The sequence below is a fragment of the Nonomuraea sp. NPDC003754 genome, from assembly GCF_053605785.1.
Genome location: NZ_JBSGJX010000062.1, coordinates 15,463 through 38,272, shown reverse-complemented (window position 1 = coordinate 38,272; position 22,810 = coordinate 15,463). Strand labels below are relative to the sequence as shown.

Sequence of the window (22,810 nt, the reverse complement as noted above, 5' to 3'; positions counted from 1 at the left end):
GAGCGCTCGCAGGAGCTCGGCGGCGCGGACCGTCTGGTTTCCGGCGATCACTACGCGATGACCTCTGCTGCGCAGCGCGGCCAGGGCTGGGCGGGCATCGGGGTAGAGGTCGCTCTCCTCGATGCGTTCGCCGCAGCCGGCGGCCTCACGTGCGGCGTACTCGGCGGCGAGGTCGATGCCAGGCCGCAGGAGCCGGATGGCATCGGCGTTGTCCCGGCCTTGCGCGACCACAGCGCCAACGAGCGCGCACAGCGTATGCGTGGGAACGTTGAGCCAGTCAGCCCAGGATGCCCAGTACCGATCGTCGCGGACGATGGTCTCGCCGACGTCGAAGACAAAAGTCTTGCTCACCGGCCGAGCCTATGGGGGGCTTGGCGTACTCGTAGAACAGCAGCGTGCGTCATGGGTGCCGATTCAGGCTTATCTCGTAACCTGGGCCTGGGCGGATGTGTTGTCCTGCCTGTACGTCCGCGCAGTGCAGGGGCGTTTCCACGGCCCTGGATGTCGCGGCAGCGCTCAACGTCTACGACGTCGTCGACTCTGCCCGCGCGGCACTCCTGCAGCTGGACGAAGTTCTCCGACGTCCTCACCCGTTCCTTCGTCGGCCTCGAGGATGAGACCGCCGGTATCCGATAGTGGGAGCCCCAGCTGATTCCCGGGCTGCTGCAGACCGACGGCTATGCGCGCGGTCATCGCAACGCTGCGGCCGGAGGAACCAGTGGAGACTCTGGAACGACGTGTCGCCGGTTGCACGTTGGCCGCGTCCAGTTCCGTGCTTGTTCGCGCAGACGGGGTCGTTCTCCTGCCACGACTCCCCCGCTTGCGCTCAGGCGGGGGCGCCGTTCAGGGTCTCGACCTGGCCGGTGTCCAGCGAGTAGTACGCGCTGACCACGGCCAGGCTTCCGTCGCTCACCAGCGGCGCGAGGTCTCGATTGCCGCGCAAGTTGTCCGCCGTCAACCTCACCTGGGCTCTGGACATCGTCTCGACGGGGTCGGCGCCTGGGTTCCTGACGGTCTGTTCGTATGCCGGACGGAGAGCCTGCGCGATCGCCTGCAGGTTGCCCGGAAGCGGCTTGCCTTCCCGCAGGGCCTTGTACGCGGCGGAGACGGCGCCGCACCGCTGGTGTCCGAGGACGACGATGAGCGGGGTACCGCTGGTCATCGGCCCGTACTCGACGGATCCCGTGACCACGGGCCCCACGGCCAGCCCGCCGGTACGCATCACGAACAGGTCGCCCAGCCCGGTGTCGAAGACGAGCTCGGGCGCGACCCGGGAGTCGATGCACGACAGCACCACTCCATAGGGCTGCTGCTTGGCGGCCAGCAGCTCGCGGCGTGTGGGATCGCGATCGGGGTGCTTGAGCGCGCCGGTCACCCAACGCCTGTTGCCCTCCATCAGCCGTTCGTAGGCGGCCTTCGGCGAGTCCGGAGCCGGCCCCGTGGGCGACGCGGGCACCGTCCTGTCCGCATCGCTCACGGTGTGCACCGCATCGGCAGTCGAGCAGCCGGACGCACCCCGCCAGGTCTGCCCGTTCTTGTGCACCTCGGCCACGACACCGGCGGCACCGTCGGACGGGCGCACGGTGATCGCCTCGCGCAGGGCGGCACGGTCCAGACCGGTGGCGGGCTCGGCGGTCGCCGCCTGCGCGGGGGCGACGGCACCGAACGTCACGGCGGCGGCCAAGGACAGAGCCAAGAAACGGCGCATGGGGGAAGCTCCACTCGAAAGACAGTGATCAAGTGCGCTCGAGTCTGTCCGCCCGGCTCGCCCGGTTCGACGGGGATCACCCCCGGCCCGACCCGGGCCCGACCCTGCCCCCGCATCAGGAGAACCCTGGCCGGCCGCACACGCCGGCGACCGGCAATGTCCCCGCGCCTTAGTGCGCCCCCGGTAGCGGGCCTGCCCGGTGGGTGTATCTGTGCTTCCAGCCGAGATCGAGGGCGACGCTCACCACGAGTACGGCCAGCAACGTGAGGATCGACGCGGGCTCGTGCACGAGCGTGGTGAAGACGAAGGTCAGCAGGACGGCGCCGGCTGATACGACGGCCAGTCCGAGGACGAGGGTGTTGGCGCCGGTCTGGGTCCGTACCCGGAAATGCGCCACCGTGATGAAGATGAAGACCAGGAGGGCGACGGCGCTGCCGATGGAGGCGATCGCGTCGAGTTTGAAAGCGACGGCGAGCACCACGCCTACCGCCGCCTCCACCAGCAGCCCGGCTGATGCTCGTCCACCGATCCGCCGTGCCATCAACGGCGGGAACTGCCGCGTGTGCGCGAGCCGCTCGCACAGGCCGGGTGCCGGGTACAGTCCCGCGTTGGTTGCTCCCGCGGTGGCGAACAGGGCGGTCACGCTCATCAGCCAGTAGCCGGCCGTACCGAGGGACGGCTCGGCGGCCACGGCGAGCGCGGTCCCCCCGGAGGCGATGACCTCCTCCGCGGTGAGCGTGCCGAACACGCCTACCGCGATGGCGACATAGATGACCGTCGCGATCCCGAGGGCGAGGTACATGGCCTTCGGAAGCTGGCGTGTCGGATCGGCGAGATCCTTGGCCGTGAACGTGATGATGCCGAATCCGAGGAACGCGAAGAACGTCAGCGCGACGCTGGCGACGATGTCCCGGAGCGGCGGGTATCCGGACGGCGCCAGCAGCGACAACCGCATGTTGGCGATCGTCACCACCGCGAAGACGACGAGGATTCCCAGGACGACGTACACGATCACGGTCTGTGCCTTGGCGACGAGCGTCGATCCGATGATGTTCACGGCGGTCATCGCCAGGATGATGAGCACGGAGAACGCCTTGGCCCATGTCGCGTTCGCGGCGGTGAACATGGCGCTCGCGTAGCTGCCGAACGACACCGCCACCATCGCGGTGACGATGGCGTTGGCCACGTAGATGAGCCAGGCGGTGATGCCGGTGATGTGGCCTTCACCGAAGCCCTTGGCCACGTACTCGAGCAGGCCTCCGGCCGAGGGGTACTTGGCGCCGAGCTTGGCGAACGAATAGCCCTGCAGGGCCGCGACCACGCCCGCGATGAGGAACGACAGCCACACGGCCGACCCCGCCACCTCGCCGGCCGCACCCAGGAGTGCGAAGATGCCGGCTCCCACCATGGCGCCGACGCCGATGAACGCGGCCTGCCGTACGGTCATGAATCTCGACGGCGATGACATCAGCGGCAGCCTCCCTCTCATGGCGCGGCCTTGCCCAGGGCCTCGACCGCCCCGCTCGGCCGGCCGGGCCTGTGCCACGGCGGCACCGCCGGCCGCATTCCGGGTCACTGCGGCACCGCCGACCGGTTTCCGGGTCGCGGCGGGACCGCCGGCCGGTTTCCGGGTCACTGCTGGACCGTCGGCCGTTTCCGGCGTCACAGCGTCAGCTACGGCCGTTTCCGGCGCCATAGCGTCAGCTACGGCCGCTTTCCGGCGTCACAGCGTCAGTGACGGCCGGACGGTGTTCCCGTACACCCCTTTCAGTCGGCGCCGTGCGGGCGGTTGGGCTTCGCGGCTGTGAGAGCCGCCTCGAGTTGCGCCTCGACTTCCGCGCTGAGCGTCGTGCGGATCACGTGCCCGCGCTGCTGGATGAGCGGGAGGACCTTCTCCGGCGTCATGTCGCGGACGAGGACGATGAGCGCGGCGCTTCCGGGCGGCAGGTTCGCGCTGAGCTCGTTGACGAAGTCCTGTGCCCCGCCGGTGGAGCCGAAGGTGCTCTTCCATATCGTGCCGCCCGCGACCGCGCCGACCGCCATGCCGAACAGCGGCGCCAGGAGCAACAGGCCGATCATGCCGCCCCAGAGGGCTCCTCCGGTGGCCGCCGCGCGGACGCCGGTGCCGCCCTGCTGCACCTCGATCTTGCCGTCCTGGCCCCTGATCATGACGACGACGTCCTCGATCTGGACCGAGCCCTCCGCGCCCGATCGGCGGAGGCGCTTCTCGGCCTGCTCGACCGCCGCCCGGTCGGGGTACGCGATCGCTATGAGATCACTCACTGGCGCCCTCTCACCGGATCATCGAGCACGTGCGGCAGTGGATGCAGGGGAGGACAGGCCCCCGCCTCGGTAGGCGTCAGTCACCCTGGCCGCCTCTTGCCGCACATTCTACTCCGCGCGTGTTCCCTCCGGATTTGTCCCGCGACCGTGCGTGACGATCAGTCCATCCCGGCGGACCCGCGGGTCTCGGGACCGGTGCGGGATCTGGCCCGAGGGGATGGTGAATGCGGTGGTACCGCTGACCGGCCCCGCGGCCTGCCGGCGCAGTACGGTCATGCCATGTCCCCTGACGTCGAACTGGCCTGCGAGCAGTTGGTGAAGGCCCTTCGCGATCTTGCCGCCGGGTCGTCCCAGGAGGAGGCGGTCGCCACGGTGAGATCCACCGCGCGTGCCTATGCGGACGCGATCGCCGAGACCACCGGATGGACGGACGTCTTCGCCGACCTGGACGAGGAGGACAGCGAGCCGTATGACGAGGTCGAGCGGGTCAGCGTGACAGGACGGTGGGACTTCGTGGTGGAGGACCCCGAAGCTTTCATGCGTCACGCCTACGATCGCCTGATCGAGAACGGCTGGCCCGAGGATGCCGCGGCGGAGCACTCGGAGTCTCCTGCCGCAGCGCTGGACACGCTGCTCAGCCTGGACGGCTGGGACGCGCGGCGGTACGACCGGCATGGCGCCAAAGCATCCGGACAGATCTGGACTGCACGCCATGTCGACAGGACCCTGTGGGAGATGAGCCACACCGAACAGCGGAGAGCCCGCTTCTGACCGGCGCCCCGACGCCACGCACCCCTGGTGAAAGCGCGAACCAGGGGAGGCCCGTGGTCGTCTCACCCTTCGATGTCTCGGATGTCGCTCTAGTCACGGGGGAGTCATGGGTATGGGTGGAAGCATGATCTTCCTGAGGCGGGCGCTCCGCATCGCCGTCTTCACGCTTGTCGTCCTTCCCCTCACCGCTGTCATCGCCACCCAGCAGGCGGCGGCCGACTCCCGCAGGCAGCACCAGGCCGACGCGGGGACGGCCCGCCGGATGCTGGCCCAGCTGAAGGTCGCCCGGCCGTTATCCCTGCGCGGCTACAGCCACCGCCGGTTCCAGCCCCGGTGGGCGCACCACAAGGGCAGGTGCGACGCGCGGGAGACGGTGCTGTCCCGCGACGGGCGAGGCGTGCGCAGGAACGCGGCCTGCCACCCGGTCAAGGGCGTCTGGTACAGCCCGTACGACGGCAAACGGCTGAGAAGCGAGAAGCTGGTCGACGTCGACCATGTGGTGCCGCTGGCGTACGCCTGGCGTACCGGCGCCCGCACCTGGAGCCAGGCGCGGCGGCGCGCCTTCGCCAACGACCTCACCCGGCCGGAGCTGGTCACGGTCAGCCACTCCGCCAACATCGCCAAGGGCGGCCAGGGCCCGCAGAGCTGGCGGCCGCAGCGCCGCGGCTACTGGTGCCGTTACGCGACCTCATGGATCACCGTGAAGCATCACTACCGGCTCTTCGTGACCCGGAAGGAGAAGGTCGCCCTCCTCAACATGCTGCGCACCTGCAGCAGGTCCTGACCCTTTCCCGGGGACCACGCGGCGGAACGGCGGTCGCCGAGCCGGCGAACGGGACATGAGGGATCTTGGGGGAGCAGCCTGAGCGTTCTACACTCCTGCGACGAGTTGATCATTCCCCCCTCTGTGTGAGGAACCATGAGAAACGTCTTCGCGGCGACCGTCGCCACCGCCTCCCTTCTGCTGGCCGTCCTTCCGCCCGCCGCCTCCGCGGGCACCACCGCGCGGCCGTACTGCAACGAGAAGCATCCGCCCAAGGACCGGTACTACTACAAGCACAAGAACCACTGGGACTGTGTCGGCGAGCACCTGACCTGCTCCAAGGAGCAGCGCGGCGTCTACGGCTACTCGATGAACCATGCACCGCACACCCGCCGGCTCAGGTGCGTCTTCTGGACGGACGCCTACCGCTGGAAGCCTGCCCCCACGCGGTAGGAGCGCTCATGTGCGCCGAGATCGACAACGTCCGCGTGGCCCGTGCCTGCCTCGAGCGCGGTATCGGCTACGTGGACGTCTCGGCCTCCCACCACGTGCTCGCCGCGATCGAGGACCTCGACCCGCTGGCCAGGCGGCGCGGTGCGACGGCCGTCCTCAGCGTCGGACTGGTCCCCGGCGTCACCACCTGCTGGCGCGGATCTGCGTCGAGCGTTCGCAGGCCGACGACCTGCGCGTCGGCGTGCTGCTCGGCTCGGGCGAGCAGCACGGGCCTGCGGCGCCGGCGTGGATTCTGGACGGCCTGGGCCGGCTCGCGGGCTCGTGGACGATGCGCTTCCCACCGCCGTACGGCACGCGCACCGTCCACCGCTTCCCGTTCTCCGACCAGTACACGCTTCCCGGCACGCTCGGCGTCGCCTCGGCGGGCACGGGGCTGTGCCTCGACTCCCGGCTCACCACCGGCCTGCTGGCCGCGGCCGGGCGGCCCGCCGTCGCCCGGCTGCTGCGCCGTCCCAGGGTTCGCGAACTGCTGCTGACCGCGCTGGCGAAGGTGCACGTCGGCGGCGACGGGTTCGCCGTGACCGCCCGCTGCGGTGCCGTCCAGGCGGCCTTCAGCGGGCGGCTGCAGAGCCGCGCCACCGGACGGACCGCCGCGCTGGTGCTGCGCCGGCTGCCCGGCCTGCCGCCGGGGGTCGGACACCTGGAGCAACTGGTGGACCCGGTGGCCTTCCTGACCGAGCTCGCCGCCGACGGGTTCCGCCTCGACCTGCGCACCGCCGCCAGGCCCGCCGACCACGCCGCCTGACACCGACGGGCGGCCTGACACCACCTGGCTGCTGCCTGGACGGCGCTCCTATGGGGGTGGTTTTACCCCTGATAGTTAGACGCCTTACTATCAGGGGCGAGATCACTGCAGAGGAGTGCCGACATGCGTACCCTGATCACCGACGTGAGCGTCTTCGACGGCGAGCGCGTCCAGCCCCGGGCCACCGTCCTGATCGTCGACGACCTGATCGCCCCCTCCGACGGCCGGCCCGCGGACCTGGAGATCGACGGCTCGGGCAAGACCCTGCTGCCCGGCCTGATCGACGCGCACACCCACGTCTCGGACGGCATGCTCGCCCAGGCGCTGACCTTCGGCGTCACCACCGAGCTCGACATGTTCTGCCTGCCGTCCAACCTGGCCCGCCAGCGCCGCCTCGCCGCCGAGCGGGACGACGTGGCCGACCTGCGCAGCGCCGGAGTCCTGGCGACCGCGCCGGACGGGCACCCGAGCCAGATCATGGCCGCCGAGGCGGGCGTGCTCGACTGGCTGGGCGACGCCGTCGGGCCGTTCGACACGATCGCCGACGCGGCCCACGCCACGGAGTTCGTCGAGAAGCGGCTGGCCGAGGGCACCGACTACCTGAAGATCGTGGTCGACGACGGCCGCACCGCAAGGCTGGACCTGCCGGTCATGGGCCCCGACGTGGTCGCCGCGCTGGTCGAGGCGGGGCACGCGGCGGGGCTGACGACCATCGCGCACGTGGCGACGGCACGCGACACCGTCATCGCGCTGGACGCGGGCGTCGACGGCCTCGCGCACGTCTTCCACCACGGGGAGCCAGGCGACCCGACCGCCGAGGAACTGGCCGCCCGGATCGCCGCGCACGGCGTCTTCGTGGTCACCACGCTCTCCTACATCGAGACGATCACGCAGGACCCCGCCCAGGTCGAGCTGGTGCGGGACGAGCGCATCGCCTCGCGCCTGCCCGAGGGGGCGCGCACGGCCATCGACAGGGACTACACGGCCGTGCCCGTCCACCCGGAAGGCGTCGCCAACGCCCTGCGCGCGACCACGGCGCTCCACGCGGCCGGGGTGCCGCTGCTGGCCGGCACGGACGCGAACGCCTTCGCGCCCCTGCACGGCGCCGCCATGCACAGGGAACTGCTCCTGCTCACCCGGGCGGGACTGGCCCCTGAGGCGGCGCTGGCCGCCGCGACCAGCGTCCCGGCCCGGCACTTCGGCCTGACCGACCGCGGCAGGATCGCCCCCGGCCTCCGCGCCGACCTGGTGCTGGTGGACGGCGACCCGACCAGCGACATCACCGCCACCCGCGCCGTCGCGGAGGTGTGGCGCCGCGGCGCCCGCCAGTCCCGCTGACCCCGTCCGCACGACGGATACCGCCACCCGGTCCTCCACCCGGTCCGCCGCCATCCGGTCCGGTCCTCCACCCGGTCCGCCGTCACCCGGTCCGGTCCTCCACCCGGTCCGGTCTTCCACCGACGGCCTCCCGGCGAAAGCCCTGGCGGGGGAGGTACCGGACACCGGCCAGGGGGACCGGTGGCGCCGACGGCTGAAGGCGGTGAGAGACCGGGCTGGGCGGCGCGGTCGATCGATGGCACCATGAGCGGGTGGATGTCGGCCGGCCTCTCATCCGCGCGCTGCGCGCCGCCGTGTTCGCGGTGGCGTGCGTGCTGGTGTCGGCCGTCCTGCACGTGCTGGCCGGAGGCGCGGGCGTCCGTCTCGAGACCATGGCCGGGGCCCTGACCCTCACCTGGGCGGGGGCCTTCCTGCTCGGCCGCCGCCAGCGCGGCCTCGAGGTGCTCCTGGCGGCCTGCTTCGCCGCGCAGTACGGCATGCACCACCTGTTCACCGCCGGCGCCCCGCCCGAGGTGTCGGCGCCGGCCACGCACGGCCACGGCACCGGCCTGGGCATGCTGCTGGTCCACGTCGTGGCGGCGGTCGGCTCGGCCTGGTGGCTGGCCCGCGGCGAGTCGGCCCTGGCGACCCTGCTGCACCTGGCGGGCGCTTCCGTGAGCATGGCGTGGGCCGCCCTGCTCCTCCTGCCGGCCGTTCCGATCGAGTTCGGGCCGGCCGTCCGGGTCACGCCCTGGCGCGGCCCCGTCCCACCGCGTCGCGCGCCGTTCGCGGTGGTGGTCTCCCGGCGTGGACCGCCGGTGTCGTTCTCCGTTCTCTGACCGGGCACCGCTGCCCGGATTCTGGCCCCGCCTGTGTCGCCGGGCCTGTTCGGCGTGGCCGCCATCGCGCGGCCACGCGTCGAAACCCTCGCCGAGACGGCGCGTACCTCGTTGTGGCGCGCCCTCTCACCGAACGGAGAAACGTCACCATGACCTCATCCACCGACGAGCGACCCGAGGCGACGGCGGCCGCGCCGCCCGCCCGGCGCGCCACCTGGGCGGCGCTGCGTCCCCTGGTGCTGCGGCTGCACTTCTACGCCGGTGTCCTCATCGCCCCCTTCCTGCTCGTCGCCGCGACCACCGGCCTGCTGTACGCCGCGTCGTACCAGATCGAGCAGATCGTCTACCGGCACGAGCTGACCGCGCCCACGGGCGGCCCGCCGCTGCCCCTGAGCGGGCAGATCGCCGCGGCCCGCGCGGCGCGGCCCGACGGGACCGTCACCGCGGTACGGCCCGCCGAGCCGGGCACGACCACGCGCGTGCTGCTCGACGTTCCCGGACTGGCTGACAGCACCCAGCTGGCCGTCTTCGTCAACCCCTCGACCGGACAGGTGCACGGCGTGCTGGAGAGCTACGGCAGCTCGGGCGCGCTGCCCGTGCGGGCCTGGATCTCCACGCTGCACCGCAGCCTGCACCTGGGCGAGCCGGGCCGGATCTACAGCGAGCTGGCCGCGAGCTGGCTGTGGGTGGTGGCCCTCGGCGGCCTGCTGCTGTGGGTCACCAGGCGCCGCCGCGAGGGGCGCCGCCTGCGCGGACTGGCCGCGCCCGAGCGTGGCGCCACCGGCCTGCGGCGCGTCCTGTCGTGGCACGGCTCCCTCGGTCTCTGGGCGGTGCTCGGCCTGTTCTTCCTGTCCGCGACCGGCCTGACCTGGTCGGCGTACGCGGGGGAGAACGTCGACGAGGTGCGCGCCGCGCTCGGCTGGACGACCCCGTCGATCTCCACCTCGTCCGGCGACCACGCCGCCCACAGCGGGGGAGGCCATCAGCACGCCGGGCCGTCGGACGCCGGCGTGGACCGCGTCGTCCAGGCGGCCGCGGGCAGGGGGCTGTCCGGCCCGCTGGAGATCGTCTGGCCGAAGGAGACCGGCGGTTCCTACGTGGTCAAGGAGATCGACAAGGAGTGGCCGCAGCGGCTGGACCAGGTGGCGGTCGACGCGGGGACCGGCCAGGTGACGGACGAGCTGCGCTTCGCCGACTACCCGCCGGCCGCCAAGCTCGCACGCTGGGGCATCGACGGCCACATGGGCCTGCTGTTCGGCCTGGCCAACCAGATCCTGCTGGTCGCGCTGGCCGCCGGGATCATCACGCTGATCGTGCTGGGCTACCGGATGTGGTGGGCGCGGCGGCCGGGCCGCGGCTTCGGCGCGCCGTACCCGCGGGGTGGCCTGCGGCGGGTGCCGGTGGTGGTCCTGGCGCCGCTGGTCGTCGCCGCCGCGGCGGTGGGCTGGTTCCTGCCGCTGATGGGCCTCTCGCTGGCGGCGTTCGTCGTGCTCGACGTCCTGCTCGGGCTGCGCTCCAGGAGAACGGCCGCGCGCGCGGAGTGACACCGGCGGCGGCGCGCGCGTGGCGATACCCCCGGCGACACGCGGGCGGAGTGACATCGGCGGCGGCGCCGTGCGGATGGCGTGGCGGGCGGTGGTGGAGCGGGGGCCCGCCCGCTCCACGCGTCACACGAGGAGCGGGCGGTCGTCGGGGCCGTACCACTCGGTGAGCAGCACCGCGGCGTCGTCGTCGAGCCGGCCGTTCCGGTAGGCCAGGATGCTCTTGATCAGGCGGCGGAGGGTCTCCGGCACGGGCAGGTCCGAGGCGGTGTGGCGGATGATGAAGTCGACGAACCTGGTCAGGCCGAACTCCCTGCCCTCCCTGGCGCCCGCCTCGACGATGCCGTCGGTGTAGAGCAGGATCCGGTCACCGGGTTCGAGCTGTTCCCTGCACGTGACGACGGGGATGCCGAGGTCGAGGCCCATGGGGTGGGCGGGCGGGCAGTCCACGGGGAACGTCCAGCGGCCGCCCCTGATGATGATCGGCAGGTGGTGGCCGCGGTTGACGCAGGTCAGCACGCCGGTGGCGAGGTGGAGGTCGGCCAGGATGCCGGTCACGAAACGGGTGCCGCGCCCGAACTCGTCGATCAGCACCCGTTCGATCAGCTCGCTGTTGGCGGCCAGCGGTATGTCATGCCGGCGATGGTTGCGGGAGGCCGTCATGGCCAGGTTGGCGGTCACGCCGGAGGAGACGTCGTGGCCCATGGAGTCGAAGACGGCCAGGTGGAGGATGTCGCCCGCCAGGGCGTAGTCGAAGGCGTCCCCGCCGACCTCGTAGGCGGGTTCCACCACCCCGCTCACCACCACCCTGCCGGTGGAGAAGGTCAACGGGGGCATGAGGTGCCACTGCAGCTCGGCTGCCAGGTTCATCGGCCGCGAGCGGACCACGCGCGGATGGGCGTCGCTGTGCGCCCGCTGGCTCACCAGCAGCAGCGCGACCAGCGACGCCAGGTGCCGCATGGCGTCCGCGGCCTCCTTCGTGCCGGAGGGAGCGGTGACCCGCAGGACGCCCAGCCGTTCGGTGCCGTCCAGGAGGGGCACCCACCAGTCGGTCGCGCCGTCGGCGCCCGCCTTGCCCAGGACCCGGACCTCCTGGAACGCCCGTCCGGCCAGGGTGGTGTCGATGTCGAGTTCCTTCGGCTCCTCGCCCGCCGGCTCGCCCCGCACCGCCAGCAGCCGCAGCATGCTCTGCTGGAGATCGGCCAGGTAGATCAGCACCGTCTCCAGCCCGGCGCCCGCGGCGTACCGGTTCACCAGCACGGGCAGCTCCTCCAGCGTGGCCGTGTGGCTGCGGTCGAGCAGTCCGGTGAGCATGCCCTCGATTCCGTGGGAATCGTCCATGGCGGTCACCCCCGATGCGCCGGCGACTGGCACCTACAGGCATACCCACTGTGGCGTCCCTGTCGTGATCGAGGTCTGTTCACTGACATGAGATGGCAGGGGAGGGGGCCTACCGTCCACCGCATGAGCGACTTCGACTTCTTGACCGGCACCTGGGACGTCACCAACCGGCGGCGGACCGACTTCCTCGAGGAGTCGTGCCTTCTCGGTGAGGCGACCGACTGGGAGGAGTTCCCCGGCGTCAGCCGCGCCTCCCGGCACTTCGGCGGCGGCGCGAACATCGACGAGATCGAGTTCCCGACGAAGGGGGTCAGCGGTCTCACGGTGCGGCTGTACGACCGCGAGAGCGAGTGCTGGTCCCTGTACTGGGCCAGCAGCAGCACCGGCCGGCTGTTCCCGCCGGTGGTGGGCGGGTTCGCGGCCGGCAGGGGCGAGTTCCACGGCGACGACGTGCACGCGGGCCGTCCGGTCAGGGTGCGCTTCGTGTGGTCGGACATCTCCGACCGGTCGGCCCGCTGGGAACAGGCCTTCTCCGTGGACGGCGAGCGCACCTGGATCACGAACTGGAGCATGGACTTGACACGTCGCGAATGACCAAATCTGCGGCACTAGGCGCGTAACGGGAAAAGAGGTACGTTCCAAAAGGCGTGCGCTCGGGGGATCTTGCGCACGCCCGGTTCTTTTTGAAGGAGCTTCATGCGCCTGTCCTTAGGCAGGGCCATCACCACGGCCGCCATCCTCGCCCTCCCCCTTTCCGCGATCGCCGTCCCTTCCGCCGCCGCCGGCCCCGTGGACGACGCGTTCGCCAAGCTCCTGGTCAAGAAAGTCCAGGGCGCCAACGTCAAGAAGCACCTGGACGCGCTCCAGGCCATCGCGACCGCCAACGGCGGCAACCGCGCCGCAGGGACGGCCGGATACGACGCCTCCCGCGACTACGTGGCCGGCAAGCTCCGCAAGGCGGGCTACAAGGTCACGCTCCAGCCGATCAACTACGTCGACAGCTGGACCGAGAACACCCCGCCGGTGCTGGGCTCCTCCGTGCCGAACGAGGACTTCTTCACCTTCCAGCCGTCGCCTGCCGGCGACGTCACCGCGCAGGTCCAGGGCGTGGACCTGACGCTGCCGCCCACCCCGACGCCGACCTCCACCAGCGGCTGCGAGATGTCCGACTTCTCGGGCTTCGTCGCCGGCCGTATCGCGCTCATCCAGCGCGGCACCTGCCCCTTCGCCACCAAGGTGCGCAACGCGGGCCAGGCGGGAGCATCGGGGATCATCGTCTTCAACGAGGGCCAGCCGGGCAGGACCGAGGCGTACCCGCTGGACCTCGGCGAATGGCGGGCCGGGATCCCGATGGTGTTCGCCGACTTCGCCGTCGGCAACGCGCTGGCCGGCACGCCGGGCGCCACCGTCCACCTCAAGGTCGACTCCACGCTCGTGCTCGGCACCGACGAGAACGTGATCGCCGAGACCAGGTTCGGTGACCCGAGCAACGTCGTCATGGTCGGCGCGCACCTCGACAGCGTGCCCGAGGGCCCCGGCATCAACGACAACGGTTCGGGCTCGGCCGCCATCCTGGAGACCGCGCTCCAGCTGAAGCAGTTCCCCGTGCGCAACAAGGTGCGCTTCGCCTTCTGGGCCGCGGAGGAGATCGGCCTGCTCGGCTCCGACCAGTACGTCGAGAAGCTGTCCCAGGAGCAGCGCGACCGGATCAAGCTCTACCTGAACTTCGACATGGTCGCCTCGCCCAACCACGCCTACAAGCTCTACGACGGCGACGACTCCGACAACGCCGGCTCGCCCGCGGGCCCGCCCGGATCGGCGGAGATCGAGCAGCAGCTGAAGGCCTTCTTCACCGGCCGCAGCCTGCCCACCGTCGGCACCGACTTCGACGGCCGCTCCGACTACGGCCCGTTCATCGCGGTCGGCATCCCCTCGGGCGGCATCTTCACCGGTGCCGAGCAGCTCAAGACCGCCGAGGAGGCCGCCATGTTCGGCGGTACGGCGGGCGTCGCCTACGACGCCTGCTACCACGCGGCGTGCGACGGCATCGCCAACATCAACGCGACGGCGCTGGACGTCAACGCCGACGCGATCGCCGACTCCGTCGCCCGCTACGCCTTCAACACGCGCGACATCCCCGACCGGCAGGCCGCGTCGGCGGCCCGCGCCGCCGTACCGGCCGTGACCACCGGTAGCGCCGCGAGCTGAGCACACCCGTGAGGGAGGGCGGTCTCCCTCCGGAACCGCCCTCCCTCCATCGCACCCTCTGTCCACCCCCCACGGAGGAACCGATGAAGTCCCGCCTCCTGGTCGTGGCCGCCGTGCTCGCGCTGGCCGCGCCCCAGGCCCAGCCCGCCTCGGCGGCCGCCGTGCAGTTGGCGCCGCCGAACATCTCGCTGGCCAACGTGAAGGCACATCTCAGCCAGCTGCAGTCCATCGCCTCCGGCAACGGCGGCAACCGCGCCCACGGCCGCCCCGGCTACCTGGCCTCGGCCAACTACGTCAAGGCCCAGCTCGACGCGGCCGGGTTCCAGACCACGCTGCAGTCGTTCACCTACAACGGCGCCACCGGCTACAACGTCATCGCCGACTGGCCCGGCGGCGACCCCGACGACATCCTCATGGTCGGCGCCCACCTCGACAGCGTGACGGCCGGTCCCGGCATCAACGACAACGGCTCGGGCAGCGCCTCGATCCTGGAGACCGCCCTGGAGGTGTCGCGTCAGGCGTTGCAGCCGACCAAGCACCTGCGGTTCGCCTGGTGGGGCGCCGAGGAGCTGGGCCTGCGCGGCTCCCAGTTCTACGTCGGCAACCTGTCGGCCACCGACCGGGCCAAGATCAAGGGGTACCTGAACTTCGACATGGTCGGCTCGCCCAACGCCGGCTACTTCGTCTACGACGGCGACAACTCCGACGGCGTCGGTTCCGGTCCCGGCCCGGCGGGCTCGGCGGAGCTGGAGCGGACGCTGCAGGACTACTTCGCCTCCATCGGCGTGCCGACCAGGGGCACCGACTTCGACGGCCGCTCCGACTACGGCCCGTTCATCTCCCGCGGCATCCCCGCGGGCGGCACGTTCACCGGCGCCGAGGGCATCAAGTCCAGCGCCCAGGCCCAGCTCTGGGGCGGTACGGCGGGGCAGGCCTTCGACCCCTGCTACCACCGCTCGTGCGACACGACGAGCAACGTCAACGACACGGCGCTGGACCGCAACGCCGACGCGGCGGCGTACGCGGTGTGGACGCTCGGCACGGCCGTGCCGCCGACGACCGTGTGGTCGGACGACTTCGAGACCGCCACGGGCTGGACCGCCAACCCCGGCGGCACCGACACCGCGACGACCGGCCTCTGGGAGCGCGGCGACCCCGAGGCCACCACGTCCAGCGGCACCAAGCAGGTGGGCACGACGGCGAGCGGCGTCAACGACCTGGTCACCGGACGGCTGGCGGGCGCCGCCGCGGGCGATCACGACGTCGACGGCGGGACCACGTCGATCCAGTCGCCGCCGATCACGTTGCCGGCCTCCGGCGTGCTGCGGGTGTCCTTCTCGTGGTACCTGGCGCACGGCAGCAACTCCTCCAGCTCCGACTTCTTCCGGGTGAAGGTCGTGGGCAGCACGACCAGCACGGTGTTCCAGCAGCTGGGGGCCGCTTCCGACCGTGACGGCGCGTGGGGCTCGTCCACCGCCGACATCTCGTCGTTCGCGGGGCAGACGGTGCGCATCCTGGTCGAGGCGGCCGACGCCTCGGGCGCCAGCCTCGTGGAGGCGGGCGTCGACGACGTCAAGGTGACCCGCCAGTAGCACGCACGGCCCGGCGCCGCCCCTGACCGGGGGCGGCGCCGTTCCATTGGAAGGGAAGGTCACGTATATCCCTTATGTCTGGATAGTTGTTTTCCGTTCTCTTTGTCGCTTGTTACAGCGGGCGCGGTGTGCCGGGAAGTCTGGTCGGCGGTTGAGTGGAGGTTGACCAGGGGTTTGTGGAGGCATGCGATGGTGAGACCAGGGGGAGAGGCCGCCGACAACCGCGCGGCACACCTGATCATGACCGCGCTGCCGTACGCCATGATGGGGATCGTGGCGGTGCTCAGCCTGCTGTCGGGACCGGAGTTCGGGTTCTTCTCCCTGCTGGCCCTCGGCCCCGCCTTCGCCAGCCTCGTGGGGACCGTCCGCCGCACCGTGGTCATCGGCGGCATCGCGCTGGTGCTCTCCCTCCTGCTGGCCGCCCACGACAACCTGGTCGGGTCGCGCCAGAGCTACCAGAGCCTGCTGGTCATCGCGGGCGTCACCGCGGCGAGCCTGGTGGCCACGGTGGGCAGGCAACGGCGCGAGCGCGAGCTGGCCAACGTGCGGTCGGTGGCCGAGGTGGCCCAGCGGGTGCTGCTGCGCCCGCTGCCGCGGCGGGTGGGACACCTGCGGGTCGGGCTCTCCTACACCTCGGCCGCCGCCGACGCCCGCATCGGCGGCGACCTGTACGAGGTGGCGGCGGGCCCGAAGGGCGTCAGGGTGATCCTCGGTGACGTGCAGGGCAAGGGCCTGGAGGCGGTGGAGACCGCGGCCATCGTCCTGACCGCCTTCCGCGAGGCCGCCCACGACGAGCCCGACCTGCTGGGCGTCAGCACCCGCCTGGAGAAGGCGCTCAACCGGCGGCTCGAAGGGGAGGACTTCGTCACCGCCGTCCTCCTGGAGGCCACCCCCGACGGCACGATGACGCTGCTCAACTACGGGCATCCCGCGCCGCTGATCCTGCACCCCGGCGGGCAGGTCAGCTTCGCCGAGCCGGACGAGACGGCGCCGCCGCTCGGCATGGGGGCGCTCGACGTCGAGGGTCCGCTCCCGTACCGGATCCGGTTCCGCCCGGGAGACCAGATGCTGCTCTACACCGACGGGGTGATCGAGGCGCGCGACCCCGAGGGCGGGTTCTACCCGCTGGCCGAGCGCGCCTTCCTGCTGAAGGACGACAACCCGGAGGCGGCGCTCGAGGCGCTGCGCCTCGACCTGGTCGCGCACGTCGCCGGACCGCTGCACGACGACGCGGCCATGCTGCTGCTGCGCCCGTCCGGCAGGGACCTCAAGAGCTGGGGCAGAGCCGCTGCCCCGCTCATGGGGTGATCGCCATGCGGGACCCGGACGTCGGAAAGACGATCAACCATCCGCGTGCCTACGACCTGCTCTCCTCCATCGCCTTCCTCGGGCGGCGAAGGGAGGTGTTCACGCGGATCGCGGCGCTGTCCGGCGTCCGTCCCGGCGACAGGGTGCTGGACGTCGGCTGCGGCACGGGCTACCTGACCCGCGTGCTCGCCCCGCTCGTCGATCCCGGCGGGCAGGTGACCGGTGTCGACCCCGCACCGAAGATGATCGCGTACGCCAGGGCGCGGGCGCCCGGCGCCTGCTCCTACCTGGTGGGCCGGGCCCAGGCGCTGGAGCTGCCCGACGCCTCCTTCGACGTCGTCGTCTCCAGCCTCGCCGTGCACCACGTTCCCGCCGCCTCCCGGGGCGCCGCCGTCCAGGAGATGGCCCGCGTGCTGCGGCCCGGCGGGCGGCTGCTGATCGTGGAGTTCAGCCCGCCGACCACCGGCCTGGCCGCCACGCTCGCCCGGCCGGTCACCAGGCACGCCCTCCAGCCGAGCCCCGAGGACGTGCTCGACGAGCTGATCCCGCCGGCCGGAGGCAGCGTCAAGGTCAGGGGCACCCTGCCGCCGATGCTGTATTACGTGAGCGCCGTGGTAAAATGATCTCGATGGTGAGGCCGCTTCCCGCGTGACGGGGGCGGCCATTCTGCTTTTGACGTACTTTCCCGTACCGAAGGAAGTGGAATGACCGGCACCTCACTGCCTCACCAGATCGCCCGCACCAAACGCTTCACCCTCGGCGCCCCCTCCGCCTTCACCGTGTCGCCCGACGGCGGCACCGTCTTCTTCCTGCGCACCAGGGCGGGCGACGACCCCGTCTCCTGCCTGTGGGCGCTGGACGTCGCGACCGGGAGGGAACGGCTGCTCGCCGACCCGCTCACCCTGCTGGCGGGAGAGGAGGAGCGGCTGACCGCCGAGGAGCGGATCCGCCGCGAGCGCGCCCGCCAACTGTCGTCGGGAATCGTCGGCTACGCCGCCGACCGCGCCTGCGAGCTGCTGGCCTTCGCGCTGTCGGGACGGTTGTGGACGGTCAGGACCCGCGACGGCGAGGTCCGCGAGCTGCCCGCCGCCGGGCCGGTGGCCGACCCGCGTCCCGACCCGACGGGCCGAAACGTCGCCTACGTCAGCGGGGGCGAGCTGCGGGTGGTGGCGGCCGACGGCTCGGCCGATCGCGCGATCGCGGTGCCGGAAGGCCCCGAGGTGACCTACGGGCTGGCCGATCACATCGCGGCCGAGTCCATCGGCAGGCGCCGCGGCCACTGGTGGGCGCCGGACGGCCGGTCCCTCCTGGTGGCGCGGGTGGACACCACGCCCGTCCAGCAGTGGTACGTGTCCGACCCGGCCGACCCGACCCGGCCGCCCGTCGCCATCCGCTACCCCTCCGTGGGAACCGCCAACGCCGACGTGAGCCTGTGGATCACCGACCTGGACGGCGACGGCGTCGCCGTCCGGTGGGACAGCCAGGCGTTCGAGTACCTGACGGCCGCGGGCTGGGACGCCTTCGGGCCCTACGCCGCCGTGCAGAGCCGCGACCAGCGGCACGTCCAGGTGCTCGGCGTCGACGCCGCGACGGGCGCCGTCGAGGTGCTGGCCGAGCAGCGGGACGCCGCGTGGGTCACCCTGGTCGGCGGGCTGCCCGCGCGCACCGCCTCCGGCGCGCTGCTGACCTGCGCCGATCTCGGCGACACGCGCACGCTGCTGCGGGAGGGCCACCCCGTCACGCCGGACGGGCTGCAGCTTCACGAGGTCCTTGCCGTGGACGGCGAGACCGTCCTGTTCACCGCGTCGGACGAGCCCACCGAGACGCACCTGTGGGCCCACGACCCGGACCACGGCCTGCGGAGGATCAGCGCGGAGCCGGGCGTGCACGGCGGCGCCACGCGGGGCGGCGCCACGGTCCTCGTCTCCCACACGACCAAGGGCGCCCGCGTCACGGTGCGGCGCGAGGCGGACGAGGTCGAGATCGCCTCGCGTGCCGAGCGCCCGGTGCTCGAACCCAGGATGGAACTGCTCAGCCTCGGCCCGCAGGCCCTCAGAGCCGCCCTGTTCCTGCCGTCGTGGCACCGCGAGGAGGACGGCCCGCTGCCCGTGCTGATGGACCCGTACGGCGGGCCTGCCATGCGCAAGGTGACCGCGTCGCTGTCGTGGCTGGTGTACGTGTCGCAGTGGTTCGCCGAGCAGGGCTTCGCCGTCCTGGCGGTGGACGGCAGGGGCACGCCGGGCCGCGGTCCCGCGTGGGAGCGGGCCATCCACCTCGACCTGGCGGGGCCCGTGCTGGAGGACCAGGTGGAGGGGCTGCACGAGGCGGCGCGGCTGCGGCCCTGCCTCGACCTGACCAGGGTGGGCATCCGCGGCTGGTCGTTCGGCGGGTTCCTGGCGGCCATGGCGGTGCTGCGCCGTCCCGACGTCTTCCACGCGGCGGTGGCGGGGGCGCCGGTGACCGACCAGCGCCTGTACGACACCCATTTCCGCGAGCGCCATCTCGGCCACCCCGACGAGCATCCCGAGGCCTACGACCGCAGCTCGCCCATCAGGGAGGCGGCGTCGCTGAGCCGTCCGCTCCTGCTGGTGCACGGGCTGGCCGACGACAACGTGGTGGCGGCGCACACGCTGCGGATGTCGGCGGCGCTGCTGGCGGCGGGCCGGCCGCACGAGGTGCTTCCGCTTTCCGGCGTGAGCCATCAGGCGCTGTCCGAGAACGTCCTGCTCCACCAGCTGGAGTTCCTGCGGCGCGCGCTCGGTCTGGAAGTGCTTCCCTGAATCTAGGCTTTTTGTGGTAGCGATATCGGCCTCCCGCATGATCGAGAAGCGTGTCCGGACGTATCGGGAATGGGGTAAGTTACCGACTCACTGATCGCCCGCATGCCGACAAGGCTGGAGGTCGAGGTCGTGAACGCGGACAGTCCCGCGTGGGAAACACGTAGCGCCGTACGGGTGATCGCACCCGTACAACCGCGCAAACTGGCCAAGGTGCCCTTCGTCGAACTGGCGGACGGCCGGCTGCAGGGCGTGGTGTCGAGCGGTTCCGACATCGCGAGGGTGTACGTCTCGTCGATCGCCGCGACGACCCATGAGTTCAACTGCAGCACGAACAACAACCGCCCGTGCGGCGGCCTGTACGGAGGGCCGTGCAAGCACCTGGAAGCGCTCGTCGACGAGGCGATCGTGCAGTACGGCCTCGACCGGGTCGCCAGGTACCTGCGCGTCGAGGTCGGCGAGGGCGAGCGCCTGATCCGCAAGCTGCACGGCCAGCACGCGCCGGCTCCCGCCGCCATGGTCTTCAGCCGCTTCCTGCGCCACCTGGCCTATCTGGAAGTGCCGGAGTCCACCATGCCCGTCCCCGAGATGCATTGGTTCCGTTGATGCGACTGGACGCTCCCCCCGCGGGAGTCGAAGAGGCCCTCGAGGTCGTGACCGGGTTCGACGAGGCCCTGACGCACGGGTTCGCGCGGTCCGGAGGAGAGCGGCTGAGGGCCCTGGCGGGCGCGCTGGCCACGACGCCGGTCGGTCAGCGCGTGGCCGAGGCCACCGAGAAGATCGCCGCGGGCTCCATCGGCGAGGAGCACCTGACGGTGCTGGCGGCCGGCCGGTCCGCGCTGCTCGGCGCGGTCCACGACGCGCTCCTCGGCCAGCTCGACACCGCGCTCGGCCGGCAGCGGGCCGAGCACGTCGCCGGCGAGAGCGGCTCGAAGGCCGCCGAGAGCTGCCGGTCGTGGCTGAGCGAGCTGGCGATCACCGGCTGGCGCGGGGTCGACCACGACCTGGTCTCCGCCTCCTCGCAGGTGGTCGAGGGACTGCTGGCCGACCCCGGCTCCCGGCGCCTGGCCGTCCTGCTCGACGGGCTGGCCGCCGAGCTGAGCGCGTCGGCTCCCGTGGCGACGATGGAGCACCTGCCCGCGCGGCGCTGGGCCGACCTGTGGTCGAGGGCGCTGCTGCTGTCGCAGGGCGGCTGGCCCGAGGCCGCCGCCGAGGAGGTGTCGGGACGGCTGCTGATCCTCGGCGTCGAGGTGCAGGAGCACGGCACCGCCGTCCAGGTGCAGGTCCACGGGGTCCTGGAGACCACGGGGCAGAACCTGCTGGTCCGCACCAGCGTGGTCGTCGCCAAGGTCGACACGATCGTCGGGCTCGCGCTGTGGCCGCTGCTCGGCGGCTACCCGCTGCTGCTGAAGGCACTGGCCGAGCAGCGTGCCGTCGAGGTCAGGGGCCTGACCCTGCTGAGCGGGGGCGACCTGCTGTGGCAGGAGGACAAGGTCGCGCTGCAGGATCCGGCCGACCCCTTCGTGACAGCCAGGGTGCTGCTGCCCGAGGCGGTCGCGCCCGGCGTGGCGCCGCTGGAGCGGCACCCGGTGCGCATCGCCGAGCCCGTGCTGATCGAGGGCAAGCTCGCCGACTACGACATCGAAGGACTGACGGCCGCGGGACCGATCACCCCTGAGCTCGCCGCGGGCGCCACGGCCTGCGTCGGCCTCATGCGGTGGGACGGCGGGCGCTGGGTCCTGCAGCCGCTGGCGGTGCAGAAGGGCAAGAAGGCGCCGCACAACGCCGAGCCGGCGCTCAGCCCCAAGGCCACCAAGGCGGGCGAGGCCGTGAACGTGCTGCGGGAACGAGCGGGACGGCTGCTGCGGAAATGAGCGACGAGAACAGAAGGCAGGTGCTCTACTGGCGCCTCCTCGCGCGGCTGTTCGAGCCCGACGAGCAGCCCTCGCTCGAGTCGGCCGGCGTCGCCATCGTCGACGACCTCGGACTGCCCGCGGCGCTGCTCGACCCGTCGATCTCGATCGACAACCTGACACAGCGCTTCCCCGACCTGCGCGACCAGCTCGACAACCTTCACGACCTCGACTCCGTCCGCAAGGCCGCCCTGGTCAGCAAGCTGCTGCTCAACGTCTTCAACACCGGCTCGGGCACGGTCACCGCGACCCAGCTCGACACGTGGAAGAAGGACGCGGCCTGCTTCCAGCAGGTGATCGGCGACGAGTCCGGGCAGCTGGGCCAGATCGAGGCCGATCTGGTCAAGCGCATGCACCTGAGGGAAGTGCTGGCCGACCCCAACCTGGCCAGGCAGCTGACCCCGAGCATGTCGCTCATCGAGCAGCTGCTGCGCGACAAGGCCAACCTGTCGGGCATCGCGCTGGCCAACGCCAAGGCGCTGATCCGCAGGTTCGTCGACGAGGTGGCCGAGGTGCTGCGCACCCAGGTCGAGAAGACCAGCGCGGGCACGATCGACCGGTCGGTGCCGCCCAAGCGCGTCTTCCGCAATCTCGACCTCGAGCGGACCATCTGGAAGAACCTCACCAACTGGAGCCCCGAGGACGAGCGGCTGTACGTCGACCGCCTGTTCTACCGCCACACGGCCAAGCGGACGACGCCCGCGAAGATGATCGTGGTCGTCGACCAGTCGGGCTCGATGGTCGACGCGATGGTCAACTGCACCATCCTGGCCTCGATCTTCGCGGGCCTGCCGAAGGTCGACGTGCACCTGGTCGCCTACGACACCCGTGCCCTCGACCTGACGCCGTGGGTGAACGACCCCTTTGAGGTGCTGCTGCGCACGACGCTGGGTGGCGGCACCGACGGGACGGTCGCCATGGCACTGGCCAGGCCGAAGATCACCGATCCGCGCAACACCGTCATGGTGTGGATCTCGGACTTCTACGACAACCGGTCGCTGATCACCGACTTCGAGTCGATCCACCGCTCGGGGGTGAAGTTCATCCCCGTCGGCTCGGTGAACAGCTCGGGTCACGCGAGCGTGGACCCCTGGTTCCGCCAGAAGCTCAAGGACCTGGGCACTCCGGTAATTTCCGGACATATCCGCAAACTTGTGTTCGAGCTCAAGAGCTTTCTCTCCTAGGAGACCC

Annotated in this window: 21 protein-coding genes; 16 read left to right on the top strand and 5 right to left on the bottom strand. The window is 71.5% G+C overall.

Translation table 11 applies throughout. The features are described 5' to 3' along the window. The 4 genes from ACWEVS_RS42645 to ACWEVS_RS42630 all read right to left on the bottom strand — a co-directional run. A partial coding sequence (locus ACWEVS_RS42645) for an HAD family hydrolase (protein WP_452556607.1) occupies positions 1–351 on the bottom strand: 351 nt, incomplete at its 3' end. Between the two features lie 475 nt (positions 352–826). After that, positions 827–1,708 (bottom strand): carbonic anhydrase, encoded by an 882-nt coding sequence (locus tag ACWEVS_RS42640; protein WP_452556605.1) that lies wholly within the window; start codon positions 1,706–1,708, stop codon positions 827–829. A 169-nt stretch (positions 1,709–1,877) separates the two neighbouring features. Then, positions 1,878–3,176 (bottom strand): APC family permease, encoded by a 1,299-nt coding sequence (locus ACWEVS_RS42635; protein WP_452556603.1) that lies wholly within the window; start codon positions 3,174–3,176, stop codon positions 1,878–1,880. Positions 3,177–3,475: 299 nt separating this feature from the next. Further along, positions 3,476–3,991, bottom strand: coding sequence for a DUF1269 domain-containing protein (locus tag ACWEVS_RS42630; RefSeq protein ID WP_449916066.1), 516 nt, complete (start codon positions 3,989–3,991; stop codon positions 3,476–3,478). A 279-nt stretch (positions 3,992–4,270) separates the two neighbouring features. Here ACWEVS_RS42630 and ACWEVS_RS42625 point away from each other — a divergent pair, with 279 nt between their 5' ends. The 7 genes from ACWEVS_RS42625 (at position 4,271) to ACWEVS_RS42595 (ending at position 10,483) form a co-directional block, all read left to right on the top strand. Beyond that, a complete protein-coding gene (locus ACWEVS_RS42625) occupies positions 4,271–4,762 on the top strand; it encodes a hypothetical protein (RefSeq protein WP_452556601.1) in 492 nt (163 codons plus the stop codon). Positions 4,763–4,886: 124 nt separating this feature from the next. Further along, positions 4,887–5,546, top strand: coding sequence for an HNH endonuclease family protein (locus tag ACWEVS_RS42620; RefSeq protein ID WP_449916071.1), 660 nt, complete (start codon positions 4,887–4,889; stop codon positions 5,544–5,546). 135 nt (positions 5,547–5,681) lie between these two features. Continuing rightward, positions 5,682–5,978, top strand: a complete 297-nt coding sequence (locus tag ACWEVS_RS42615; protein WP_452556599.1) for a hypothetical protein — start codon at positions 5,682–5,684, stop codon at positions 5,976–5,978. Positions 5,979–6,219: 241 nt separating this feature from the next. Next, positions 6,220–6,783 carry a hypothetical protein gene (locus ACWEVS_RS42610; RefSeq protein WP_452556597.1) on the top strand — a complete coding sequence of 188 codons (564 nt, stop codon included), beginning with the start codon at positions 6,220–6,222 and terminating at the stop codon, positions 6,781–6,783. A gap of 123 nt (positions 6,784–6,906) precedes the next feature. After that, entirely contained in the window at positions 6,907–8,121 is a 1,215-nt protein-coding gene (locus ACWEVS_RS42605; protein WP_452556595.1) for an amidohydrolase family protein, read from the top strand. Positions 8,122–8,372: 251 nt separating this feature from the next. Beyond that, positions 8,373–8,939 (top strand): MFS transporter, encoded by a 567-nt coding sequence (locus tag ACWEVS_RS42600; RefSeq protein ID WP_452556593.1) that lies wholly within the window; start codon positions 8,373–8,375, stop codon positions 8,937–8,939. Positions 8,940–9,088: 149 nt separating this feature from the next. Beyond that, a complete protein-coding gene (locus ACWEVS_RS42595; protein WP_452556592.1) occupies positions 9,089–10,483 on the top strand; it encodes a PepSY-associated TM helix domain-containing protein in 1,395 nt (464 codons plus the stop codon). Positions 10,484–10,606: 123 nt separating this feature from the next. On the opposite strand, the gene ACWEVS_RS42590 is transcribed toward ACWEVS_RS42595, so the two are convergent. Next, complete coding sequence (locus tag ACWEVS_RS42590) at positions 10,607–11,821, bottom strand: PP2C family protein-serine/threonine phosphatase (RefSeq protein ID WP_452413179.1); 1,215 nt, start codon at positions 11,819–11,821, stop codon at positions 10,607–10,609. A 123-nt stretch (positions 11,822–11,944) separates the two neighbouring features. Between ACWEVS_RS42590 and ACWEVS_RS42585 the strand changes: the two genes are divergently transcribed. The 9 genes from ACWEVS_RS42585 to ACWEVS_RS42545 all read left to right on the top strand — a co-directional run bounded on the left by ACWEVS_RS42585 (position 11,945) and on the right by ACWEVS_RS42545 (position 22,803). Then, entirely contained in the window at positions 11,945–12,415 is a 471-nt protein-coding gene (locus tag ACWEVS_RS42585; protein WP_449916084.1) for a hypothetical protein, read from the top strand. A gap of 102 nt (positions 12,416–12,517) precedes the next feature. Further along, positions 12,518–14,029, top strand: a complete 1,512-nt coding sequence (locus ACWEVS_RS42580) for a M28 family metallopeptidase (RefSeq protein WP_452556590.1) — start codon at positions 12,518–12,520, stop codon at positions 14,027–14,029. Positions 14,030–14,112: 83 nt separating this feature from the next. Continuing rightward, positions 14,113–15,621 carry a M28 family peptidase gene (locus tag ACWEVS_RS42575; protein WP_452556588.1) on the top strand — a complete coding sequence of 503 codons (1,509 nt, stop codon included), beginning with the start codon at positions 14,113–14,115 and terminating at the stop codon, positions 15,619–15,621. 189 nt (positions 15,622–15,810) lie between these two features. Beyond that, positions 15,811–16,929, top strand: coding sequence for a PP2C family protein-serine/threonine phosphatase (locus ACWEVS_RS42570; RefSeq protein WP_452556586.1), 1,119 nt, complete (start codon positions 15,811–15,813; stop codon positions 16,927–16,929). A gap of 5 nt (positions 16,930–16,934) precedes the next feature. Beyond that, a complete protein-coding gene (locus ACWEVS_RS42565) occupies positions 16,935–17,552 on the top strand; it encodes a class I SAM-dependent methyltransferase (RefSeq protein WP_449916092.1) in 618 nt (205 codons plus the stop codon). Positions 17,553–17,633: 81 nt separating this feature from the next. Then, positions 17,634–19,709, top strand: a complete 2,076-nt coding sequence (locus tag ACWEVS_RS42560; RefSeq protein ID WP_452556584.1) for a prolyl oligopeptidase family serine peptidase — start codon at positions 17,634–17,636, stop codon at positions 19,707–19,709. A gap of 102 nt (positions 19,710–19,811) precedes the next feature. After that, entirely contained in the window at positions 19,812–20,312 is a 501-nt protein-coding gene (locus ACWEVS_RS42555; protein WP_452556582.1) for a hypothetical protein, read from the top strand. Next, positions 20,312–21,580, top strand: a complete 1,269-nt coding sequence (locus ACWEVS_RS42550) for a hypothetical protein (protein WP_449916099.1) — start codon at positions 20,312–20,314, stop codon at positions 21,578–21,580. Before ACWEVS_RS42555 ends, ACWEVS_RS42550 begins: the two co-directional genes overlap by 1 nt. Continuing rightward, positions 21,577–22,803 carry a VWA domain-containing protein gene (locus tag ACWEVS_RS42545; RefSeq protein ID WP_354916786.1) on the top strand — a complete coding sequence of 409 codons (1,227 nt, stop codon included), beginning with the start codon at positions 21,577–21,579 and terminating at the stop codon, positions 22,801–22,803. Before ACWEVS_RS42550 ends, ACWEVS_RS42545 begins: the two co-directional genes overlap by 4 nt. Positions 22,804–22,810 lie beyond the last annotated feature (7 nt).